The organism is Mycolicibacterium madagascariense (assembly GCF_010729665.1).
GTDB lineage: Bacteria > Actinomycetota > Actinomycetes > Mycobacteriales > Mycobacteriaceae > Mycobacterium > Mycobacterium madagascariense.
In genome coordinates this window covers 1186883-1208666 of record NZ_AP022610.1, presented here as the reverse complement: position 1 = coordinate 1208666, position 21784 = coordinate 1186883, and the positions used below count along the sequence as shown (strand labels likewise).

Sequence of the window (21784 nt, the reverse complement as noted above, 5' to 3'; positions counted from 1 at the left end):
TCCTCATTAGAATTTCAGTCCGCTCTCGCGCGCGGCGTCGGCCAGCGCAGCGATGCGACCGCCGTAGGTGTAACCGCCGCGGTCGAACACCACGGCGTCGACCCCGACCGCCTTGGCGCGTTCGGCGATCAACTGACCCACGCGAACGCTGTGGGCCTTCTTGTCGCCCTCCACCGCACGCACGTCGGCTTCGATGGACGAGGCCGCGGCCAGCGTGGTGCCGGTCTGGTCGTCCACCAACTGCACGTGGATGTGGCGTGAGGAGCGGTTGACCATCAGGCGGGGACGCTCCGGGGTGCCGGCGACCTTCTTGCGCAGCCGGGCGTGGCGACGCAGGCGGGCGACCCGGCGGGTCTCGGAGATGTTCTGTCCCACGGGCTTCCGCTTGGCGGTCGCGTCGTCGGTCTTCGTGTTGGCCATGGCTTACTTACCCGTCTTTCCGACCTTGCGGCGGATCTGCTCGCCTTCGTAGCGAACGCCCTTGCCCTTGTACGGGTCCGGGCGCCGCAGGCGGCGGATGTTCGCCGAAATCTGGCCGACCTTCTGCTTGTCGATGCCGGAGACCGAGAACTTCGTCGGCGACTCCACCGCGAACGTGATGCCTTCCGGCGCCTCGATCACGACGGGGTGGCTGTAGCCGAGCGCGAACTCCAGGGTCTGACCCTTGAGCGCAACGCGGTAGCCCACGCCGAAGATCTCCATCTTCGTGGTGTATCCCTCGGTGACGCCGGTGATCAGGTTGGCCACCAGCGTGCGGGACAGTCCGTGCAGCGAGCGGCTGCGACGCTCGTCGTCGGGGCGGGCGACCACGATGGCACCGTCGTCGGTGCGCTCGATGGTGATCGGCTCGGCCACGTCGAGTGCCAGGGACCCCTTGGGGCCCTTGACCGACACGCTTCGTCCGTCGATCGAGACGTCGACCCCGGCGGGAACCGGAACCGGCTGCTTACCAATGCGCGACATGTCTGCTCCCCCTACCAGACGTAGGCGAGGACTTCGCCGCCGACGCCTTGTCGAGCTGCCTGGCGATCGGTCAGCAGGCCCGAGGACGTGGAGATGATCGCCACGCCGAGGCCGCCGAGAACGCGCGGCAGGTTGGTTGACTTCGCGTACACGCGCAGGCCGGGCTTCGAGACTCGCTTGAGCCCCGCGATGCTGCGTTCGCGACTGGGTCCGTACTTGAGTTGCACCACGAGCGCCTTGCCGACCCGAGCATCCTCGGTGCGGAAGTCGGTGATGTAGCCCTCGGACTTGAGGATCTCGGCGATGTTCACCTTGATCTTCGAGTGCGGCAGGGTCACCTCGTCGTGGTACGCCGAATTGGCGTTGCGCAGACGCGTCAAGAAGTCTGCTATCGGGTCAGTCATCGTCATGACAACCGGCTCACCTTCCTCGCGGCGGTTCCCCTGGGGGCCTGCCGCGCACTTTCACTAAGTGGTCTGTAGATGTTGATGGGGATTACCAGCTGGACTTCTGAACACCGGGCAGTTCGCCGGCATGGGCCATCTCGCGCAGGCAGATTCGGCACAGACCGAACTTGCGGAAGACGGCGTGGGGACGACCGCACTTGTTGCAGCGCGTGTAGCCGCGAACCTTGAACTTGGGCTTCTTGTTGGCCTTGTTGACCAGCGCCTTCTTTGCCATCTGTCAGTTCTCCTTGAACGGGAAGCCCAGTGCGCGCAGCAACGCGCGGCCTTCGTCGTCGTTCGTCGCCGACGTGACGACGGTGATGTCCATGCCGCGGGGACGGTCGATGCTGTCGACGTCGATCTCGTGGAAGACCGACTGCTCGGTCAGTCCGAAGGTGTAGTTGCCGCTGCCGTCGAACTGCTTGGACGACAGGCCGCGGAAGTCGCGGATACGCGGGAGGCTGATGGAGACCAGCCGGTCGAGGAACTCCCACATGCGGTCACCGCGCAGCGTCACTCGGGCGCCGATCGGCATGCCCTCGCGCAGCTTGAACTGGGCGATCGACTTGCGGGCCCGGCGGATCTCGGGCTTCTGGCCGGTGATCAGCGCCAGGTCGTTGACCGCGCCGTTGATCAGCTTGGCGTCGCGGGCGGCGTCACCGACGCCCATGTTGACGATGACCTTGACCACGCCGGGGATCTGCATGACGTTGTCGTAGGTGAACTGCTCCTGCAGCGCGCCCTTGATCTCGTCGCGGTAGCGCTGCTTGAGACGCGGGATCGTCTTCTCGCTGGTTTCTGCGGTCGTCATCTTCAGATGTCCTTGCCGTTGTTCTTCGACACGCGGACCTTCTTGCCGGTCTCTTCGTCGAAGCGGTAGCCGATGCGGGTGGGGTTGCCATCGGAGTCGACGACCATCACGTTCGAGACGTGGATGGGCGCTTCCTGCGTGACGATGCCGCCCGAGGAGGCGCCACGCTCGTTGCGGGAGATGGCCGTGTGCTTCTTGATCCGGTTCACGCCCTCGACGAGGACCTTCTCGCGGGTCGGGTACGCCTGCAGGACCTTGCCCTTGGCGCCCTTGTCCTTGCCCGAGATGACCAGGACGGTGTCACCCTTGTGCACCTTCATTTACAGCACCTCCGGGGCCAGCGAAACGATCTTCATGAAGCGCTTCTCGCGCAGCTCACGACCGACCGGCCCGAAGATGCGGGTGCCGCGCGGGTCGTTGTCGGGCTTGATGATGACGGCGGCGTTCTCGTCGAACTTGATGTAGCTGCCGTCGGCCCGGCGGCGCTCCTTGACGGTGCGCACGATGACGGCCTTGACGACCTCGCCCTTCTTGATGTTGCCACCGGGGATGGCGTCCTTGACGGTCGCCACGATGACATCGCCGATGCCGGCGTAACGCCTACCCGAGCCACCGAGCACCCGGATGCACAAGATCTCCTTGGCGCCCGTGTTGTCGGCGATCTTGAGCCGCGATTCCTGCTGAATCACTAAGATCTCCTCGATTCGTGTGCACGACGAACAGCACCAACTGCTCGTCGTACGCGGTCTTCGTCACCGAACGGCACGCAGGGCTGGCCGGAACGGTCAGCCGAGGTCTGCCCAAGGCAACCCCTACATAGTAGGTGGGCCCGGGCAATGCACCAAATCGCGCCGCGATTCCCCGCGACGGTGCGCGTCTGCGGGCGACACGCCGCGTGCGGAGCGACGTTCGCGGGGCCTACACGCCTACGCGACGCAGCGAAAGCCGATGTGCGTCGTGGCGCTGTCCTGCGACTGCGACGACCGCGCCGACGGGCGGTAGCGATGGCAGTACTCGGGGGCACACAGGTGGGAGCCGCCCTTGAGCGTTTGATTGACCTGAGGGTCCGGTTCGCTGCCGGCCGGACAGCAGCCCTGCGCTTCTGCCTTCCGGTGCCTCGCCGAATACCGCGTCGCCGTCCACTCCCACACGTTGCCGATCATGTCGGCCAGCCCGAAGCCGTTGGCCGGGAACGTGCCGACCGGTGACGTGCCCACCCAGCCCCGCGCACCGTCGTTGCGGTAGGGGAAGCGGCCCTGCCACGTGTTGGTCATGAGTTCGCCGCCGGGGGACGCGTCCTCACCCCACGGGTAGGTCGTCGCCGCCCCGCCGCGCGCGGCGTACTCCCACTCGGCCTCGGTCGGCAGCCGTCGGCCCGCCCACTGCGCGTAGGCGGCGGCGTCGACGTAGGACACCTGCACGACGGGGTGGTCGGGGCGGTCGTCGACGGAGCTGCCCGACCCGAACGGTGCCCGCCACGACGCGCCGGGGGCCCAGTCCCACCACTGCCGCCAGTTGCGCAGATCGACGGGCCCCGCGGTGGGCCGAAACACCAGCGCGCCGGGCACCAGGTCGGCGGCGGCGACGCCCGGGTAGGCGGCCGGGTCCAGCGGACGTTCGGCCACTGTCACGTAGCCGGTCTCCTCGACGAAGCGGGCGTACTGCGCGTTGGTCACGGGGTGGCGTTCGATCGCGAAGGGCGCGACGGTCACCGGATGGACGGGTGACTCCTCGGGATAGAAGGCCGTCGAACCCATCTGGAACGTCCCGCCGGGCAGCGCGATCAGCTCCGTCAGCATGGTCGCCAGGGTAGGCCGAGCGCGTCAGTCCTTCGAGAACGCCTTGGCCAGTTCCCGTTCGGTGTCGAGGTAGGGCGTGCCGGAGACGTCGACGATCACCTTGGCGATCGTGCCGCCGGTGAAGTCGAACGGCGCGGTGTAGGCGCGCGACACCGCCTGACCCCCGTTGCGTCCGACGGCGACGCCGCCGCCGGCCAGGCCGAAGCTGCCGGGATGCGCACGCACGCCCGCTCTGGTCGCGACCTGCTGGCCGTCGACGAACAGCGATACGTCCCCCAGCGGGGTGTGACTCCCCTCGACCGTGCCGGTGCGCGCGTAGGCCACCCCGAACACGTGCTCTCCCAACGGGATGGGGTCGGGCGCCGAGACGGCCTGCTCGTCCTCCCCCATGAAGTTGTAGACGTACTGCAGGTGACCGTCCTTGACGAACAGCACGTGGCCACCGTGGCCCGCGCCGTGTTTGAACAACACGCCCTGGGCGTCCGCGGTGTCGACGGTGACCTCGGCCAGCACCGAGAAGGACTGGCCGCTGAGCGAGACCGCCGCACCGACACCGACCTCGGCGGAGTCGGGGTAGTAGGTGAAGCTCGTCCGGTCCACCGACAGGTACGGGCGGAAGCGGCCGATCGTCTCGAAGATGTTCAGATCCCCCAGCGGCAGGCCCTGGTACTTGGCGGCCTCGGCGAACCACAGCGCCTTCAGCTCCTCCAGCTTCTCGGGCTGCTCGGCGGCGAGGTCGTGGCACTGGCTGCGGTCGGTCTCGATGTGGAAGAGCTCCCAGCGGTCGTCGTCGAAGTGCGACCAGCCGGCCGGGCTCGCGGCGTGCACGGTGTTGGCGAACCACCCCCGGTGCCAGATGCCGCGGGTGCCCAGCATCGTGTAGAACTGGGTGTCCTTGCCCGTGTCGGCTGTCGAATCACGAAGGGCCGCAGCGAAACTCACCCCGTCGAGCGGTTTCTGCGCAATGCCCGCGACCTCGTCGGGCGGCGTGATGTCCAGCAGATCGTAGATGGTCGGGGTGACGTCACAGACGTTGACGTAGTGATCGCGGATCTCGCCGTGGGCGTCGATTCCGTTGGGCCAGGACACGATCGCCGTGTCGGCGATGCCGCCCTCGTGCGAGGCGTAGCGCTTGAAGAGCTTGTACGGCGTGTTGAACGCCATCGCCCAGCCGATCGGATAGTGGTTGTAGGTGTCCGGGCCGCCGAGGTCGTCGAAGAAGCGCATGCTCTCCTCGACGGTGTCGATGTAGCCGTTGAAGAACTTGTTCTCGTTGACCGAGCCGTTCGGCCCGCCCTCGCCGCTGGCGCCGTTGTCGGAGATGACGACGATGATCGTGTCGTCCAGCTGACCCGATTCCTCCAAATAGTCCAGCACGCGCCCGATCTGGGCGTCGGTGTAGGACAGGAAGCCGGCGAACACCTCGGCCATCCGGCTGAACAACCGCTTCTCGTCGTCGTCGAGGGTGTCCCACGGCCGCACGGTGTCCTGGGCCGGCCAGGGCTCACCGTTGGGTCCGGTGACGTCGAGATACGGGTTGATGGGCGACAATTCGGTGTCCGGCGGCACGATGCCCAGCCGCTTCTGGTTCTCCAGGACGACGTCGCGGTAGGCCTCGTAGCCCATGTCGAAGACACCCGCGTACTGGTCGGCCCATTCCGAGAAGACGTGGTGCGGCGCGTGCCCGGCGCCGGGGCACAGATAGCTGAACCACGGCTTGTCCGGGGCGATGACCTTGGCGTCGCGAATGAATTCGATGGTCTTGTCCGCCAAGTCCTTCGAGAGGTGGTAGCCCTCCTCGGGGGTGGCGGGCGGCGCGACGGGATGGTTGTCGTAGACGAGCTCCGGATACCACTGGTCGGTCTCGCCGCCCATGAATCCGTAGAACCGTTCGAAACCGCGACTGAGCGGCCAATGCCGTTTGGTGGCTGCCAGATTCGATTCCTCGAGCGGGGTGAGGTGCCACTTGCCGACGCAGTAGGTGTTGTACCCGCGCTCGGCCAGGACCTCGGAGAGCAGCGCGGTGTCCTGCGGGATGCGGCCGTTGCAGTTGGGGAACCCGTCGGTGAATTCCTCGATGGTCGCCATGCCCACCGTGGTGGGGTTGCGCCCGGTCAGCAGTGACGCCCTCGTCGGGGAGCACAGGGCGGTGGTGTGGAACTGCGAAAGCCGCACGCCCCGTTCGGCGATGCGGCTCATGGCGGGCATCCGGACGAGTCCGCCGAAGCAGTCCCACGTCGCGATTCCCGTGTCGTCCCAGACGAGGTAGAGGACGTTGGGCGCACCCGCGGGCGCGGTGGGGGCGGCGTAGGGACCCCAGTCGGGCTCCGAGTCGCGGATGTCCAGCTTGATCGTGCCGTTGAATTCACGCATGTTTCTCGTCGCCTCACTCGCCAAGGGCACCGGTCCGCATCGGGTACGGACGCGCCCGAGCGTACACCGGCACAGTGGGAAATTGACCTGAACGTCAGAACGTTCCGCACCCTCGTCCGCCGACGCCGCGGCAACCGCTCACCTGGTGCCGTCGACGCGGCGCAGCGGACGCCGGCTGCCGGAGCGCGGGGTGCCGTTGCGGCTCGGCGACGGCTCCCCCGCCCCGGCGCGGCGATCGGCACCGGCCGGGTCGTGGTTGACGCGGCGGCGCCGCTTGGCCTTCGTCTCGTACATGGCGGAGTCGGCGTCGCGCAGGATCTCCACGGCGCTGCGGGGGTCGCGGGGTGAGACGACGGTGACGCCGATGCTCGCCTGCGTGCGCACGGTGGCGGCGCCGAGCACCATGGGCTCGGACAGGCTTCGCTCCAGCCGACTGGTGAATTCGGCGATCTCGGCGGGTCCGGTGTCACCGGCGACCAGCGTGACGAACTCGTCGCCGCCGAGGCGGCCGACCACGTCGTTGGGGCCGACCGCGGCGCGCAGGCAGTTCGCGACGCTCTGCAGCAGTTCGTCACCGGAGTCGTGGCCAAGCGAGTCGTTGATGGCCTTCAGGTTGTCCAGATCGATGAACAGGACGGCACCGAGCCGCCGATCTCCTTGTGCGCGAAGCGAATCGGAGATGTGGTTGAGTACCGCGGGCCGGTTCGGCAGCCCCGTCAGCGCGTCGTGCGTCGCGCGGTAGGTGAGCCGTTCGCGCGCCATCTGCTCGGCGGTGATGTCGGAGAACGACACCAGGGTGGCGGTGCCGTAGCGGTGGTCGCTGTCGAGCGGACGACAACTCACCCTCAGCCACGTCCGTCGGTCGTCGGCGCGGTCGATGCCGACGATGACGCCCTGGCACGGCTTTCCGGTCCGCACGGTCTCGGCGATCGGGTTGTCACGGGGGTCGATGGGGCGGCGGTCCGCGCCGAAGAACGGGATCGAGTGGACGGCGCGGCCCTCGCCGGCCATGATCTCGGCGGCGGGCAGCCCGAGGATCCGCTCGGCGGCCGGGTTCGCCGACGTGACTCCTCCCGTGCGGTCGACGACCAGGATCCCCTCGTCGAGGGAGTTGACGATGCGACGCAGAAGTCGTTCCACGCCATGGGACTTGGTCTCGTCGGTACATACCAGCGCGTAGCCGGTGTCCAGCTTCGCCACCGAGACCCGGACCGTCAGCGGCTGGCCGTCGGCGGTGTGGTGGGTGGCCAGCGCGTCGCCGCCGGCGTCGACGATCGCGGCGGGGTCGAGGGGAGCCCCGACGGCGACGTCGATCGGCAGCGCCAGGGCGGTCGCCGCGGGCCGCTGGTAGACGATCTCGGCGGCGCGGTTCCACTTGGTCACCAGACCGGTGACCGTGGTGGCGATGATCGCGACGCCGACCTTGTCGACGAGTGAGGCCTGGTAGCGCAGGCTGCGCTGCGCGGTCCGCACGAAGGTCAGGTCGCGCAGCGTGACGTGATAGGCCGGGCTGTCCTCCCACGTCGTGAGCGCGGTGACGGCCTCGACGTTGAGCGTGGTGCCATCCAATCGCACCAGCACGCCCTCCGACGCGCGGGTGGCGTCGCCCTCGTTGCGCAGGGCCGCCATCCGCGTGAGCACCGGCTCGACGGAGTCGGGGTGCAGGAACTCGACGAGCGGGCGGCCGCGGACCTGGTCGGCGTACTGCGCGCCGACCCAGCGCACCGCGGTCAGGTTCGCATAGACGATGCGCCCGTTGCGATGCACGACGATGCCGTCGGGACTGCGATCGACCAGCCGCCGGAAGGGGTCGTCCTCCGCACGGCCGCCACGACGGAGACTTCCGTCGTCGAACGTGCCGGGACCGGGATTCTCCATCGGGCTCACGCGTCCGGATCGTCGCCGTGGCGTCGGGTCATCACGGCACCCTCTTCAGCAGCGCGACGGCGGCTGCGGTGATGACGGCGCGGTCGTGGGTCACCACGAAGTCGAAGTGACGGTCCCGCGCGGTCGCCGGTCCGGGCCGCTCGCGCGCGATGAGCGCCGCCGCCGTGTGCGGGCCGATCGTGAGGACGGCCCACTGATCGGCCAGGGGGTCGTCGGCTGCGAGCTCGACGGCGCGCACGCCGGACGGTGCGCCGTCGCCGAGATGCCTGCCGAAGACCGCGACCAGGGGGCACGTCTTGGCCAGCACGCCGTACCGGTCGCGCAGGGTGGGACCGAAGTGGATGCCCTCCTGCAGTGCCGTCAGGACCATCGGCGTGTCCGTCGAGCTGCGGGCCTGGTCCTCGAGGTGCTCGGAGATCGCGGCCAGGGTGCGCCGGGTGGCGGTCCGCAGCGACGGGTCCTCGGCGATCAGGTCGAAGGGGGTGGCGCAGGTCTGCGTGTCACAGGACGGGACGACGGGCGCCGACCACCGGGCGGTGTGGGTGTCGGCCGGTAGCGGGGCGGGCCGACCGAAGAGGAAGCCCTGTCCCAGCGTGGCTCCCCACGCCAGTGCCTGCTCGTAGTGCTGCTCGGTCTCGATGCCCTCGGCGACGATCAGTGTGCCGTGCCGTTCGCGGTGGGCCATGATCGCCGCGGCGGTCCTGGCGATGTCCACGGTCGGGGGCGCCTGGATCAGGTTCATGGCGAGCTTGATGACCTCGGGGCAGACGATGTCCAACAGCGCCAACGACTCTGGATTCGCGCCGATGTCGTCGAGCGCGATGGCGATGCCGTCGGCGCGCAGGGCCGCGACCTTGCGCAGCAGCGTCGGCAGGTGATCGAGCAGATTGCGTTCGGTGAGTTCGAAGACCAGCGCGAACTTCTCGTGTCCGCGCTGCAGGATCTCGCTGTCGGCTCGGCCGGTGTAGTCGCTCGCTGGTTCGGAGTTCACTCCCAGCAGTGCACCCTCGGGGAGTCCGCCGCGCAGCGCGCCGTCGACGGCGCGGTCGATGCACATCCGGTCGAGCTCGGTGACGCGATGGGTGGCCTCGGCGTAGGCGAAGACCGACTGCGGGCCGAGGTGGGGCTGGCCCGGCCAACGCGCCAGCGCCTCGAATCCGACCGTGGTGCGCGCGGGCAGCGACACGATGGGCTGGAAGACCGGCGCCACGCCTTCTCCGGTAACGGCGTCGTCGAGGTCGAGGCGATCATCGCCCACGTCCCAACGGACCCCGTTGGCGCTCAACCGACTTCCGCCTTCCTCGAACTCCGGCAGCCACGCAGCCCCCGGCCGGCGGGCCTGCTGATGGGGCGGCACCCGGGCCGACGAATCACCCACCCCACCGCCGGCACCTGATTGCAGGACACAACAGTTAATCTCGTGCGTCAAGCCGTTGAAACAGAATAACCGTTTGAAGGGCTTTACTCCGGACCAGGCGATGGGCTGCCCCTCGGAACATCGTTTGATGTTATGCCATCAATCGCTGGTCACCTAACGAACAATCCGTGTTTGCCAAAATTATCCGAAGGTGCAAATTCCGACTGCAACACCTGACCCAGGCACAGCAGCAGCAACGTTACCCAACGGTAGGGCCCTGACCCGACGAAAGAACCCCCGGACGCCGGTGGCGTACGGGGGTTCTTCGTGCGATCTACGTGCGGAAGGCTACTTCGCGCGCTCGAGGATCTCGACGAGGCGCCAGCGCTTCGTGGCCGACAACGGGCGCGTCTCCATCAGCGACACGCGGTCGCCGATCCCGGCGAGGCCGTTCTCGTCGTGGGCCTTGACCTTGGTCGTGGTCCGGATGATCTTGCCGTAGAGCGGGTGCTTGGTGCGCTCTTCGAGCTCCACCACGATGGTCTTCTGCATCTTGTCGCTCACGACGTAGCCGATGCGCGTCTTGCGACGGTTGCGCGGCCGCTCGGTCGGCGGGGTGTACGCCGGACCCTTCTCGGTCTTCTGGTCTGCCATTACGAATCCTCACCAACGGGTCCGGAAGCCAGACCCAGTTCACGTTCACGAAGCACTGTGTAGACGCGCGCGATCTCCTGGCGCACGACGCGGAGCCGACGGTTGTTGGCCAACTGGCCGGTCGCCATCTGGAACCGGAGGTTGAACAGCTCTTCCTTCGACTCGCGGACGCGTGCGGCCAGCTCGTCGTCGGTCAGCTCGCGCAGCTCGCCAGGCGACGTTCCCACTGCCATCAGAACTGCTCCTCTCGGGTAATGATGCGTGCCTTGATCGGCAGCTTGTGGATGGCGCGGGTCAGCGCCTCCTTGGCAATCTTCTCGTCCGGGTAGCTGATCTCGAAGAGCACGCGACCGGGCTTGACGTTCGCGACCCACCACTCGGGTGAGCCCTTACCGGAACCCATGCGGGTCTCGGCGGGCTTCTTGGTCAGCGGGCGGTCCGGGAAGATGTTGATCCAGACCTTGCCGCCACGCTTGATGTGGCGGTTGATCGCGATACGAGCGGACTCGATCTGCCGGTTGGTGACGTAGGCGTGCTCCAGAGCCTGGATGCCGTAGTCGCCGAAGCTGACCGCGGTGCCGCCGCTGGCGATGCCACGCTGCCTCGGGTGGTGCTGCTTGCGGTGCTTGACCTTGCGGGGAATCAGCATGATTTAACTCTCCGTGCTCTCGGTGGCGCCGGCTGCTGCCTCGGTGCCCGTCGTCGCCTCGGCGATGGCCGGCGCTTCCTCGCTGGCAGCGCGGCCGGCCTCGGTGCTCGTCGCCGTGGTGCCCGAGGCGCCACTGCGACGCGGCCGGGTACCCGTCGGACGGTCACGACGCGGGCGCTCGGCGCCGGCCGCGGCGGGCGCGGCGAGCTCGTGCTTGCCACCCACGACGTCACCCTTGTAGATCCAGACCTTCACGCCGATCCGGCCGAAGGTCGTCTTGGCCTCGTACAGGCCGTAGTCGATGTCGGCGCGCAGCGTGTGCAGCGGGACGCGACCCTCGCGGTAGAACTCCGAGCGGCTCATCTCCGCGCCGCCGAGGCGACCCGAGCACTGCACCCGGATGCCCTTGACGTTCGGCTGACGCATGGCGGACTGAATCGCCTTGCGCATGGCGCGACGGAACGCGACGCGGTTGCTCAGCTGCTCGGCGACGCCCTGGGCCACCAGCTGGGCCACCGACTCGGGGCTCTTCACCTCGAGGATGTTGAGCTGCACCTGCTTGCCGGTCAGCTTCTCCAGCGTGCCGCGGATGCTGTCGGCGGCGGCGCCGCGACGGCCGATCACGATGCCGGGACGCGCGGTGTGGATGTCGACGCGAACCCGGTCGCGGGTCCGCTCGATCTCCACCTTCGCGACGCCGGCACGTTCCAGTTCGACGTTGCGCTCACCGGGGATGACGAACGGCGCGAAGAGGCGACGACGGATCGCGACGTCTTCCTTCACGTAGTCCTTGTACTGCTTGTCGGCGTACCAGCGGGACTTCCAGTCGGTGGTGATGCCGAGGCGGAAGCCGTGGGGATTGATCTTCTGGCCCACTACTCCGAGCCTCCCTTCGAGTCAGAGGTCTCTGCGGTTGGGGCCGAAGCCTTCGTCGGAGCTGCCTTCTTGGCAGGAGCCTTCTTGGCGGGCGCCTTCTTCGCCGGCGCGGTCGCCGCCGCCTTGCTGCCCTGCGCGCGACGCGCCCTGGCCGACGACGCCGAGGCCGAGCCCCGGGCGCCCTTGTCCTTGGCCGGACGGCTCTCGACGATCACCGTGATGTGGCTGGTGCGCTTGCGGATTCGGTACGCGCGACCCTGCGCGCGCGGCCGGATGCGCTTGGCGGTCGGGCCCTCGTCGGCGTACACCGATGCGACGATCAGCGTCGCCGGGTCCAGCCCGTCGTTGTTCTGCGCGTTGGCCGCGGCACTGGCGATCACCTTGGCCACCGGCTCACTGGCGGCCTGCGGCGCCCAGCGGAGGATGTCGAGGGCCTCGGTGACGGACTTGCCGCGCACCAGGTCGATCACCCGTCGGGCCTTGGAGGCCGAGATGCGCACGAAGCGCGCCTTGGCCACCGCGGACGGATATTCGGTCGTAGCTGTAGTCATCTCTACCGACGCTTCGCTTTCCGGTCGTCCTTGATGTGACCCTTGAACGTGCGGGTCGGGGCGAACTCGCCCAGCTTGTGCCCGACCATCGCCTCCGAGACGAACACCGGCACGTGCTTGCGGCCGTCGTGGACGGCGAAGGTGTGACCGATGAAGTCGGGGATGATGGTCGACCGACGCGACCAGGTCTTGATGACCTGCTTGGTGTTCTTCTCGTTCTGGACGTCGACCTTCTTCAGCAGATGGTCGTCGACGAACGGGCCCTTCTTCAGGCTGCGTGGCATCGCTGGATACTCCTAGCGCTTGTTCTTGCCGGTGCGACGGCGTCGGACGATGAGCTTGTCGCTCGGCTTGTTCTTGCGGGTGCGGCCCTCGGGCTTGCCCCACGGGCTGACCGGGTGGCGACCACCGGAGGTCTTGCCCTCACCACCGCCGTGCGGGTGGTCCACCGGGTTCATGACGACACCACGGACGGTGGGGCGCTTGCCCTTCCATCGCATCCGGCCGGCCTTGCCCCAGTTGATGTTGCCCTGCTCGGCGTTGCCGACCTCGCCGACGGTGGCGCGGCAGCGCACGTCGACGCGGCGGATCTCACCGCTGGGCATGCGCAGCGTCGCGTAGGTGCCTTCCTTGCCGAGCAGCTGGATGCTGACCCCGGCCGAGCGGCCCATCTTGGCGCCACCGCCGGGACGCAGTTCCACGGCGTGGATGACGGTACCGGCGGGGATGTTGCGCAGCGGCAGGTTGTTGCCCGGCTTGATGTCGGCGTTCGGCCCCTGTTCGATGCGGTCGCCCTGCGACAGTCCCTGCGGCGCGATGATGTAGCGCTTCTCGCCGTCGACGTAGTGCAGCAGTGCGATGTTCGCGGTGCGGTTGGGGTCGTACTCGATGTGCGCGACCTTGGCGTCGACGCCGTCCTTGTCGTGGCGACGGAAGTCGATGACGCGGTAGGCACGCTTGTGACCGCCACCCTTGTGCCGGGTGGTGATGCGTCCGTGCGCGTTGCGACCGCCGGTGCTGTGCAGCGGGCGGATGAGCGACTTCTCCGGCGTCGACCGAGTGACCTCGGCGAAGTCGGAGACGCTCGACCCGCGACGACCGGGGGTCGTCGGCTTGTACTTGCGAATGGCCATGTCTGTGTCTTGTCCTCTGTGCTTCCGCCGGCCGTTAGGCCGGTGCTCCGAACAGGTCGATGGGCTTGCTGCCCGCGGCCAGCGTGACGATGGCGCGCTTGGTGCTCTTGCGCTGGCCGACGCCGGCCCGGGTGCGCTTGCGCTTGCCGTTGCGGTTCAGCGTGTTGACCGAGTCGACCTTGACGCTGAAGATCTTCTCGATGGCGATCTTGATCTGCGTCTTGTTCGAGTCAGGGTGCACGACGAACGTGTAGGTGTTCTCCTCGATCAGCCCGTAGGACTTCTCGGAGATCACCGGCGCCAGGATGATGTCGCGGGGATCAGTGATGGTTGCCATCAGGCCGAGACCTCTTCCTTGTCTTCGGTGGCGCTGTGCGACGCGATGAAGGCGTTGAGCGCTTCCACGCTGAACACCAGGTCGTCGGCGTCGAGGACGTCGTAGGTGTTGAGCTGATCGGGCGCGATCACCTTGATGCCCGGCAGGTTGCGGACGCTCTTGGCGGCGACCTCGTCGGTGCGGCCGATGACGACGAGCACCTTGCGCTTTCCGGGCGTGCGCTCGGGGCGCAGCGTCTCGAGGAACGCCTTGACGGCCTTCGTCGACGGCGTCTGACCGCTGAGCAGCTCGGTGACCGCGAAGATGCGGTCGTTGCGGGCCCGGTCCGACAGCGCGCACCGCAGGGCGGCGGCGATCATCTTCTTCGGGGTCCGCTGGCTGTAGTCGCGCGGCTTGGGGCCGTGCACGATGCCACCGCCGGTGAACTGCGGCGCACGCGTCGAACCCTGACGGGCGCGGCCGGTGCCCTTCTGGCGGTACGGCTTCTTGCCGCCACCGGAGACCTCGGCGCGGGTCTTGGTCGAGTGCGTGCCCTGGCGTGCGGCGGCCAACTGCGCGATGACCACCTGGTGCATCAGCGCGATGTTGGGCTCGACGTCGAACAGCGCGGCGGGCAGCTCGACGCTGCCGTCCTGCTTGCCATCCGGGGTACGGACGTCAATGGACTTGCTAGCCATTACTTCTCACCTCGTTTGATCGCGGAGCGAACCACGACGAGCCCGCCGTTGCGGCCGGGGATGGCGCCCTTGATGAGGATCACGCCGTTCTCGGCGTCGACCTTGTGCACCTTCAGGTTCTGCGTCGTGATCTTGTCGCTGCCCATGCGGCCGGACATGCGGGTGCCCTTGAAGACGCGACCCGGCGTGGCGCAGCCACCGATCGAGCCGGGCCGACGGTGCACGGCCTGCGCGCCGTGCGCGGCGCCCTGACCCTTGAACCCGTGGCGCTTCATGGTGCCCGCGAAGCCCTTGCCCTTGCTGGTGCCGGTGACGTCGACGTAGCTGCCGTCGACGAAGATCTCGGCGGTCAGCTCCTGGCCGACCTCGTAGTCGGCGGCCGCGGACTCGTCGTCGAGCCGCAGCTCGGCGAGGTGCCTGCGCGGGTTGACGCCCGCGGCGGCGTACTGACCGGTGACCGGCTTGTTGACCTTGCGCGGGCTGATCTCGCCGTAGGCGAGTTGCACGGCGCTGTAGCCGTCGCGCTCGGTGGTGCGGATGCGGGTCACCACGTTGGGGCCGGCCTTGACGACCGTGACTGGGACGACCTTGTTGTTCTCGTCGAACACCTGCGTCATGCCCAGCTTGGTGCCCAGAATGCCTTTGCGTGCCATTGTTCTGGAATCTCCTACTGCGATGACTATTGAATGTTGACGTCGACGCTCGCCGGCAGATCGATGCGCATCAGGGCGTCAACGGTCTTCGGCGTCGGGTCGAGGATGTCGATCAGGCGCTTGTGGGTGCGCATCTCGAAGTGCTCCCGCGAGTCCTTGTACTTGTGCGGGGACCGGATGACGCAATAGACGTTCTTCTCGGTCGGCAGCGGCACCGGGCCCACGACGCTCGCGCCCGTACGGGTGACCGTCTCGACGATCTTGCGCGCCGAGGCATCGATGGCCTCGTGGTCATAGGCCTTGAGCCTGATGCGGATCTTTTGTCCCGCCACGCTTGTCCTACCTCACTATTAACGGGCCCACGATGGGGCCGTGCTCGTCTTGCCCGACCTAGTGCGCCACGCACTGGGTGCGTCACGCTGGCTATGCCGCCGCTGTTTACCTGTCTCTGGTTCACCGGCCCCCGCGCTCGGGTGTGTCGCCCTCGCGCACACTCTCCTGCGCCGCTGGTTTCGCCGCACTCGAGTGTTGGGACCGGACGCATCCGTAAGGACGCTGGTCGGATGCCCGAGCAGGTGTGAACCCGGCTCAAGGCAACCCGAACAGTATGCCTCAGATCCCGGTCTGCTCCAAATTCTTCCGCGATGCCGGTCGACCTGCGCCGACCGCGACGCCACCGCGAGGAATCCGCCCGCCGGCACGGCCGTCGCGGCGCGGCGTCCTCACCCCTGCACGCCCGCCCAGAACGGGCACTGGTGGACGTCGTCGAAGTCGGTCTCGACCCTGCTGCCGTCGGGGCGCAGCGACCATCGGTCCTCACCGGCACCGAACTTCGGCCAGTGCGGACCGGGGTTGCCGCCGCGGACGAACCGGGTCCAGGCGTCGATCATCTGATCGGAGAGCACCTGCTGGTCGGGGTTCAGCGGCGGGGCGCCGCCGATGTCGAACAGGTACCGCAGTTCCAGGGAGTGGCTCGCGCCCATCGGGAAGGGCAGCGTCCTGAACGGATCGGGCGCGGGAGCGCCGCGGTCGTTGAACTCGTAGGCGTAGACGTCCGCGTTCTTCGCCATCCCCTCGGCGGTGCGGTCGGCGACGCACGCGAACACGCCGTCGGTCACCGCGGCGGAGTAGGCCAGCGGCACGCTCCCCCGGTACCGCGTCAGCGGGTAGCGGGCGGCGACGGCGGGACCGTCGGTGCCGAACGTCTCGGCGAGCAGCTGGGGATACTGACCCTGCGTATACGGTCGATTCAGCCGGAGGTACTGCAGCGCGACGAACAGCGTGAACTCGTCGGCGTTGCTGCCGACCAGGACCGGCACCTTGGCCGCACGCCCCTCGCCGATCGCGACCATCGGATCCACCGGCAGGACGTCCGTACCGGTCACCGGGCCGCTCAGCGAGTCGTCGCCAATGTGGTAGTACCACACCGGTTTTCGCAGCTTGTTCGCCGGCAGCGCGCGCAGGCAGGCGGCGGCCGTCGCGGGGTTGCCGCAACCGGCGTCGCGGGCGTAGTCGAGGCTCGCGCGCTGGGCGACGGGGAGGGCGACCTGCGCCTGGCACGGGCCGCTCTGGATGAGCGCCGCCCGGAACAGGCCCGACGAGCCGGGGGCGACGAGGTGGTCGCAGACCGACATGCCGCCCGCGGACTCACCGGCGATCGTGACGGCGCCGGGGTCGCCGCCGAAGCGGGCGATGTTGTCGTGCACCCAGCGCAGCGCGGCCTGCTGGTCGGCCAGTCCGAAGTTGCCGACGGCGCCGGTGGAGCCCAGCGCGGGGTGGGCGAGGAAGCCCAGCGCGCCCAGTCGGTAGTTCAGGGTGACGACCACGACGTCGCCCCGGTCGACGAGCCAGTGCGAGTCGTACAGCCCACCGCTGCCGTTGATGAACGCGCCGCCGTGGATCCACACCATGACGGCGCGCTTGGCGCCCGACACCGGTGGCGTCCACACGTTGAGCGTCAGGCAGTCCTCGGACGTCTGACGGCCCATCTCCAGGTCGCTGGTGTCCTGCATGCAGCGGGGTCCGTTGTGCGTGGCGTCCCGCACCCCCGGCCAGGGCAGTGCCGGCGCGGGCGGTTGCCAGCGCAGCGGCCCGACCGGCGGTGCCGCATAGGGGATTCCGGCGAACAACCGATGGTCGGCGGTGACGACGCCACGCACCCACCCCGTCGCGGTCTGCACCAGTTCCGGATCGACGGGCGGCGCGGGCTTGGCGGCCTCGCCCTCACCACGCGCACACCCCGTGACGAGGACCAGGATGGCCAGGAGTATCGCGGTCGTGCGGCGCCCCACCGATTCAGATCGCATTGCCGCCGAGCCTACTGAACACCTGGATCCCGGCAATCCGACCCTGAGGTTCGGGCGGTCGCCATAAAATCCCGCTTGACACCCGTCAAGAGTCGACCGTGATTCAGGAGTCCGATGAGCACACCGATCGTGAACCCCGCCGCCAAGGTCCTGGCCGATCCCACGGCCTATGCCGACGACGACCGGCTGCACGCCGCGCTGGCCGAGCTGCGCGCTCACGATCCCGTTGCCTGGGTGGACGTTTGGCCCTACCGACCGTTCTGGGCGATCACCAAGCACGCCGACATCATGGCCATCGAACGCGACAACGAACTGTTCCTCAGCGAGCCGCGCCCGCTGCTGTCCACCGCCGCGGCCGACGACCTGGCCAAGGCGCAGCTCGAGGCGGGCATGGGCCTGCGGACGCTGATCCACATGGACGACCCGCACCATCGCAAGGTGCGCTCGATCGGCGCCGACTGGTTCCGCCCGAAGGCAATGCGCGCGCTCAAGGTCCGGGTGGACGAACTGGCGAGGCGCTACGTCGACAAGATGGCCGACATCGGACCGGAATGCGACTTCGTCACCGACGTCGCGGTCGACTTCCCGCTGTACGTGATCATGTCGCTGCTCGGGCTGCCCGAATCCGACTTCGGCCGCATGCACGCGCTCACCCAGGAGATGTTCGGCGGGGACGACGACGAGTACAAGCGCGGCACCACCCCCGAGGAGCAGATGGCCGTGCTCCTCGACTTCTTCGCCTACTTCTCGGAGTTGACGGCGTCGCGGCGCGCGCAGCCGACCGACGACCTGGCCTCGGCCATCGCCAACGGCACGATCGACGGTGAGCCGCTGTCCGAGGTGGACACCGCCTCGTACTACGTGATCGTGGCCAGCGCCGGCCACGACACCACGAAGGACGCCATCTCCGGCGGGATGCGCGCGCTGATCGACAATCCCGCCGAACTTCGACGGCTACGCGAGGATCCGGGTCTGATGCCGACCGCCGTCGAGGAGATGATCCGGTGGTCGACCCCCGTCAAGGAGTTTATGCGCACGGCGTCCGCCGACACCACGGTGCGCGGGGTGGACATCGCGGCCGGTGAGTCCGTGTATCTGGCGTACGTGTCGGGCAACCGCGACGAGGAGGTGTTCACCGACCCGTTCCGGTTCGACGTCGGCCGCGACCCCAACAAGCACGTGGCCTTCGGCTACGGCGTGCACTTCTGCCTGGGCGCCGCGCTCGCGCGGATGGAGATGAACAGCCTGTTCACCGAACTCGTCCCGCGGCTGTCGTCCGTCGAATTGGCCGGGCCCCCAGAGCTTTCCGCGACGACGTTCGTCGGGGGCCTCAAGCACCTCCCGATCAGGTACGCGCTGCGCTAGTCGTCGCCGGAACGCTTGGCGAAGGCGGTCAGGAAGCCGTCGACGGCCGCGACGGCGACCGCGCGGTAGTCGAAGTCGGCGAGCGTGCTGATCCGGCCGAAGGCCAGGGGTCCGATCAGTAGCGCGAAAGCCGTTGTGCGGTCGAAGGGTTTGAGCTCGGCCGCGGCCTGCGGACCGTCGAAGATGACGTCGAACGGCGCCGAGTACTGCTGAGCGATCCGCTCCCGCAGCGAGTGCAGCTCCGAACCGGGGGCACCGTCGGGCCGTGACGAGGGCACGTGATCGATGTCCGGCCCCAGCGCCAGCCACGACATGGCGGTCAGGATGGTGGGCGCCTCGGCGACCGACTCCCCCCAGGCCACCACGATCGCGGTCAACCGCTCCCGCAGCGTGCCGTCCTCCGGCGGCATCGGCGGCGGTGGGATCAGGCTGGTGAAGCTGGCGGCCAGCAGATCGTTGGCGCCGGAGAAGTGCCGGTACAGCGTCGCGCGCGCCACGTTGGCGCTGCTGGTGACGGCGTCGATGGTGACCGCACCGGGGCCGCCCGAGCGCAGGAGCGCCGTGGCGGCCTCCAGCAGCCGCGCCCGTGAGCGGGCGGGGCGTGGATCGCCTCGTCCCTCGGTCATCTCACCTCCCGCCCCGCACTCACTTTTGAGACTATGGGTTCATCACCAAGACTGTTAGTCTCGAAACGCTGCCGACGAAGGAGCGCACCGCCATGGTCGACACGCTCGCGTCGTCCGACCAGGATATCGATCCGGCGATGGCACGGCTGTCGCCCGCGCGCCGCTGGTGCTCGTTCGCCGTCTGGGCACCGGGCCGCGACGGCAGACGGTTCGGCCTCGTCGCACGCACCGGCCGTAAACTGGGCGCGTGCGGCTCCTGATCGTCAATCCCAACAGCACCGCGTCGATGACCGAGGCCATCGGGGCGAGCGCGCGCGCCGTCGCCGGGCCCGGCACCGAGGTCGTCGCGGTCAACCCCGTGGGCGGTCCCGCGAGCATCGAGAGCGACGACGACGAACGTCGTTGCCTCCCAGGGCTTCTCGACGAGGTCTTCAAGGCTGCGGCGTCCGCGCAGGCACCCGACGCCGTCGTGATCGCCTGCTTCGGCGACCCCGGCCTGGAACGGGTGCGCGCCGCGGTCGACGTGCCCGTGCTCGGCATCGCGCAGGCGGCCATGCACGCCGCGGCCCTGGGCGCAGGCAGCTTCTCGGTGGTGACCTCGATGTCGTCGACGGTGCCGACGGCGTGGTCGCTGGCGAAGACGTACACGCCCAGTCAGTGTCTCGGCGTGTACGCCTGCGACATCCCGGTGCTGGTGCTCGATTCCGATCCCGGCACGATCGAGCCGGTCGGCGATCTCTGCGAGAAGGCGCTGGCGCAGGACGGCAGCCGCGCCATCGTGCTCGGCTGCGCCGCGATGGCGCCGTTCGCCGCGCCGCTCGGTGCACGGCTCGGCGTCCCCGTCGTCGACGGGGTGGTGGCCGCCACTCTGCTGGCCGAGGCGCTGGTCACGATGCGCCGCGTCAACGGATGAATTCCGCTGCGCGGTGGCCGATCATCACGATCGTGGCGTGCGGTCCGCGGCTGGTGATGGCGGGCAGGATGGAGCCGTCGACGACCCACAGCCCCTCCAATCCCCGCACCCGGCAACGCTCGTCGAGCGGCGCCTGACCGTCTTCGCCCATCGGCACCGTGCCGCACAGGTGCTGCGACGTCGACCAGTTCGACTCCCTGGCGTGGTACCCCGACCCCGCCAGGTCGTGGGCGAGCTCGGCGCCCGCGGCGAGCAGTTCGACGTCGCGGGCGTCGTCGTCGTAGCGGTGCCGGATGAGCGGCGCCACGTCGGGATCGGCCGAGGCCAGGGTGACGGTGCCGCGGGAGTGCGGGCGCATGAGCGTCACCCCGAGGTGCGGCCGGTCCGCCGGATCGTGGTCGCCACCGATCATCGCCCCGAAACCCGTCGTGTAACAACGGATCTCGAGACCGGTTGCGGTGGTGAGCAGGGCTTCCAGCGGCGGATGCCCCGGCGCCGCGGGCCAGTCGACGGGCAGCACCCATTCGGGATGATCGACGCTGCGCGTCCCCACCGGTAGGTCGGCGAGCACTGGCACGCCCGCGGCGGACAGCAGCCCGGCCGGCCCGATGCCCGACAGCATGAGCAGGTGTGCCGAGCCGATCGCGCCCGCCGCGAGCACGACGCGGTCGGCGGTCAGTCGCTGCCGTCCCCGCGCGCCGACGCAGTCGACGCCGATGGCGCGGTGGCCGGCGAACGCGATGCGCAGGGCCCTGGTGTGCGGATGCACGGCCAGGTTCGGTCGGTCCGCGGCCGGTCCGAGGAACGCCTCGCCGGGCCCGAGCCTGCGGCCCGCGTCGATGTTGAGCGGGACGGCGCCCACGCCGGCGCGCCCCGGCGCGTCACCGTTGAGATCGTCCACCCACGGGTAGCCGTGGTCGCGCGCCGCGTCGATGAAAGCGGCTGCGCCCGTCTCGAATTCGGTCACCCGGCGAATGCGCATCGGGCCGGCGGAACCGTGTAGCGGCCCGGTGAAGTCCAGGTCGGTCTCGACGTCGAGGAAGTGTGGCAGCACGTCGGCCCAGGACCAGCCGGGAATGCCCCAGCCGTCGAAGTCGGTCGCCAGCCCGCGCACGAAGTAGCCGCCGTTGACCGCGCCCGACCCGCCGACGACGGCGCCCCGCATGATCGAGGCGGACCGCGCGGGACGTTCGGTCAGCGTCGTCTCGTAGCGTCGCACCACCGAGCTCCGTGGCCCGATCGGCAGGGCGGTGCCGTTGCCGATCTGGTCGACGACGGCCGGGTCCGACGGTCCCGGACCCGCTTCGGCGACCGCCACGTGGCAGTGCGGATCACGCGAAAGAGCTACGGCGAGAACGCAACCGGCGCTGCCAGCACCGACGATCAGGACGTCGGAATGCAAGGCGCC

At 68.7% G+C, this 21784-nt stretch carries 28 protein-coding genes; 3 read left to right on the top strand and 25 right to left on the bottom strand.

The window, feature by feature from the left end; translation table 11 throughout:
• Positions 1-6: 6 nt before the first annotated feature.
• The 23 genes from rplR to G6N60_RS05565 form a co-directional block, all read right to left on the bottom strand.
• The gene (rplR, locus tag G6N60_RS05675) at positions 7-420 is read right to left on the bottom strand and encodes a 50S ribosomal protein L18 (protein WP_163733735.1); all 414 of its coding nucleotides are present in this window, start codon (positions 418-420) and stop codon (positions 7-9) included.
• Positions 421-423: 3 nt separating this feature from the next.
• Positions 424-963 carry a 50S ribosomal protein L6 gene (gene rplF, locus G6N60_RS05670; RefSeq protein ID WP_163733732.1) on the bottom strand — a complete coding sequence of 180 codons (540 nt, stop codon included), beginning with the start codon at positions 961-963 and terminating at the stop codon, positions 424-426.
• A gap of 11 nt (positions 964-974) precedes the next feature.
• A complete protein-coding gene (gene rpsH / locus G6N60_RS05665) occupies positions 975-1373 on the bottom strand; it encodes a 30S ribosomal protein S8 (RefSeq protein WP_163733729.1) in 399 nt (132 codons plus the stop codon).
• 85 nt (positions 1374-1458) lie between these two features.
• Complete coding sequence (locus tag G6N60_RS05660) at positions 1459-1644, bottom strand: type Z 30S ribosomal protein S14 (RefSeq protein WP_056557202.1); 186 nt, start codon at positions 1642-1644, stop codon at positions 1459-1461.
• Positions 1645-1647: 3 nt separating this feature from the next.
• Positions 1648-2220 carry a 50S ribosomal protein L5 gene (rplE, locus tag G6N60_RS05655; protein WP_163733725.1) on the bottom strand — a complete coding sequence of 191 codons (573 nt, stop codon included), beginning with the start codon at positions 2218-2220 and terminating at the stop codon, positions 1648-1650.
• Between the two features lie 2 nt (positions 2221-2222).
• A complete protein-coding gene (gene rplX, locus G6N60_RS05650) occupies positions 2223-2540 on the bottom strand; it encodes a 50S ribosomal protein L24 (protein WP_163733722.1) in 318 nt (105 codons plus the stop codon).
• The gene (gene rplN / locus G6N60_RS05645) at positions 2541-2909 is read right to left on the bottom strand and encodes a 50S ribosomal protein L14 (protein WP_149480276.1); all 369 of its coding nucleotides are present in this window, start codon (positions 2907-2909) and stop codon (positions 2541-2543) included.
• A gap of 237 nt (positions 2910-3146) precedes the next feature.
• Positions 3147-4019 carry a formylglycine-generating enzyme family protein gene (locus G6N60_RS05640; RefSeq protein WP_163733720.1) on the bottom strand — a complete coding sequence of 291 codons (873 nt, stop codon included), beginning with the start codon at positions 4017-4019 and terminating at the stop codon, positions 3147-3149.
• A gap of 24 nt (positions 4020-4043) precedes the next feature.
• Entirely contained in the window at positions 4044-6392 is a 2349-nt protein-coding gene (locus tag G6N60_RS05635) for an arylsulfatase (RefSeq protein WP_163733717.1), read from the bottom strand.
• A 138-nt stretch (positions 6393-6530) separates the two neighbouring features.
• A complete protein-coding gene (locus G6N60_RS05630; RefSeq protein WP_246241151.1) occupies positions 6531-8270 on the bottom strand; it encodes a diguanylate cyclase domain-containing protein in 1740 nt (579 codons plus the stop codon).
• Between the two features lie 40 nt (positions 8271-8310).
• Positions 8311-9657: a sensor domain-containing phosphodiesterase gene (locus G6N60_RS05625; protein WP_163733709.1), complete on the bottom strand. Its 1347-nt coding sequence runs from the start codon at positions 9655-9657 to the stop codon at positions 8311-8313.
• Between the two features lie 327 nt (positions 9658-9984).
• Positions 9985-10290: a 30S ribosomal protein S17 gene (gene rpsQ, locus G6N60_RS05620; RefSeq protein WP_163733708.1), complete on the bottom strand. Its 306-nt coding sequence runs from the start codon at positions 10288-10290 to the stop codon at positions 9985-9987.
• The gene (gene rpmC / locus G6N60_RS05615; RefSeq protein ID WP_163733706.1) at positions 10290-10523 is read right to left on the bottom strand and encodes a 50S ribosomal protein L29; all 234 of its coding nucleotides are present in this window, start codon (positions 10521-10523) and stop codon (positions 10290-10292) included. Before rpmC ends, rpsQ begins: the two co-directional genes overlap by 1 nt.
• Positions 10523-10939 (bottom strand): 50S ribosomal protein L16, encoded by a 417-nt coding sequence (gene rplP / locus G6N60_RS05610; RefSeq protein ID WP_163733702.1) that lies wholly within the window; start codon positions 10937-10939, stop codon positions 10523-10525. Before rplP ends, rpmC begins: the two co-directional genes overlap by 1 nt.
• A 3-nt stretch (positions 10940-10942) precedes the next feature.
• Positions 10943-11815, bottom strand: coding sequence for a 30S ribosomal protein S3 (rpsC, locus tag G6N60_RS05605; RefSeq protein ID WP_163733699.1), 873 nt, complete (start codon positions 11813-11815; stop codon positions 10943-10945).
• Positions 11815-12366: a 50S ribosomal protein L22 gene (gene rplV, locus G6N60_RS05600; RefSeq protein WP_163733696.1), complete on the bottom strand. Its 552-nt coding sequence runs from the start codon at positions 12364-12366 to the stop codon at positions 11815-11817. Before rplV ends, rpsC begins: the two co-directional genes overlap by 1 nt.
• Positions 12367-12368: 2 nt before the next feature.
• A complete protein-coding gene (gene rpsS, locus G6N60_RS05595; protein ID WP_057167020.1) occupies positions 12369-12650 on the bottom strand; it encodes a 30S ribosomal protein S19 in 282 nt (93 codons plus the stop codon).
• A gap of 12 nt (positions 12651-12662) precedes the next feature.
• Positions 12663-13499 carry a 50S ribosomal protein L2 gene (gene rplB, locus G6N60_RS05590; RefSeq protein ID WP_163733693.1) on the bottom strand — a complete coding sequence of 279 codons (837 nt, stop codon included), beginning with the start codon at positions 13497-13499 and terminating at the stop codon, positions 12663-12665.
• A 34-nt stretch (positions 13500-13533) separates the two neighbouring features.
• Entirely contained in the window at positions 13534-13836 is a 303-nt protein-coding gene (gene rplW / locus G6N60_RS05585) for a 50S ribosomal protein L23 (RefSeq protein ID WP_163733691.1), read from the bottom strand.
• Positions 13836-14513: a 50S ribosomal protein L4 gene (gene rplD / locus G6N60_RS05580; RefSeq protein ID WP_163733689.1), complete on the bottom strand. Its 678-nt coding sequence runs from the start codon at positions 14511-14513 to the stop codon at positions 13836-13838. Before rplD ends, rplW begins: the two co-directional genes overlap by 1 nt.
• Complete coding sequence (rplC, locus tag G6N60_RS05575; protein WP_163733684.1) at positions 14513-15166, bottom strand: 50S ribosomal protein L3; 654 nt, start codon at positions 15164-15166, stop codon at positions 14513-14515. Before rplC ends, rplD begins: the two co-directional genes overlap by 1 nt.
• A gap of 26 nt (positions 15167-15192) precedes the next feature.
• Complete coding sequence (gene rpsJ, locus G6N60_RS05570) at positions 15193-15498, bottom strand: 30S ribosomal protein S10 (protein WP_003883485.1); 306 nt, start codon at positions 15496-15498, stop codon at positions 15193-15195.
• 390 nt (positions 15499-15888) lie between these two features.
• Positions 15889-17472, bottom strand: a complete 1584-nt coding sequence (locus G6N60_RS05565) for a carboxylesterase/lipase family protein (RefSeq protein WP_163733681.1) — start codon at positions 17470-17472, stop codon at positions 15889-15891.
• A 114-nt stretch (positions 17473-17586) separates the two neighbouring features.
• Between G6N60_RS05565 and G6N60_RS05560 the strand changes: the two genes are divergently transcribed.
• Complete coding sequence (locus tag G6N60_RS05560) at positions 17587-18837, top strand: cytochrome P450 (RefSeq protein WP_163733679.1); 1251 nt, start codon at positions 17587-17589, stop codon at positions 18835-18837.
• On the opposite strand, the gene G6N60_RS05555 is transcribed toward G6N60_RS05560, so the two are convergent.
• The gene (locus tag G6N60_RS05555) at positions 18834-19463 is read right to left on the bottom strand and encodes a TetR/AcrR family transcriptional regulator (RefSeq protein WP_163733676.1); all 630 of its coding nucleotides are present in this window, start codon (positions 19461-19463) and stop codon (positions 18834-18836) included. The two genes, G6N60_RS05560 and G6N60_RS05555, sit on opposite strands and share 4 nt — an antisense overlap.
• Positions 19464-19555: 92 nt before the next feature.
• Between G6N60_RS05555 and G6N60_RS05550 the strand changes: the two genes are divergently transcribed.
• Both G6N60_RS05550 and G6N60_RS05545 read left to right on the top strand, forming a co-directional pair.
• Entirely contained in the window at positions 19556-19723 is a 168-nt protein-coding gene (locus G6N60_RS05550; RefSeq protein WP_163733673.1) for a hypothetical protein, read from the top strand.
• Positions 19711-20376 (top strand): aspartate/glutamate racemase family protein, encoded by a 666-nt coding sequence (locus tag G6N60_RS05545; protein ID WP_163733670.1) that lies wholly within the window; start codon positions 19711-19713, stop codon positions 20374-20376. The genes G6N60_RS05550 and G6N60_RS05545 overlap by 13 nt, the downstream gene beginning before the upstream one ends.
• Here G6N60_RS05545 and mftG read toward each other — a convergent pair.
• Complete coding sequence (gene mftG, locus G6N60_RS05540) at positions 20366-21778, bottom strand: mycofactocin dehydrogenase MftG (protein WP_163733667.1); 1413 nt, start codon at positions 21776-21778, stop codon at positions 20366-20368. The genes G6N60_RS05545 and mftG overlap by 11 nt on opposite strands.
• Between the last annotated feature and the right edge of the window lie 6 nt (positions 21779-21784).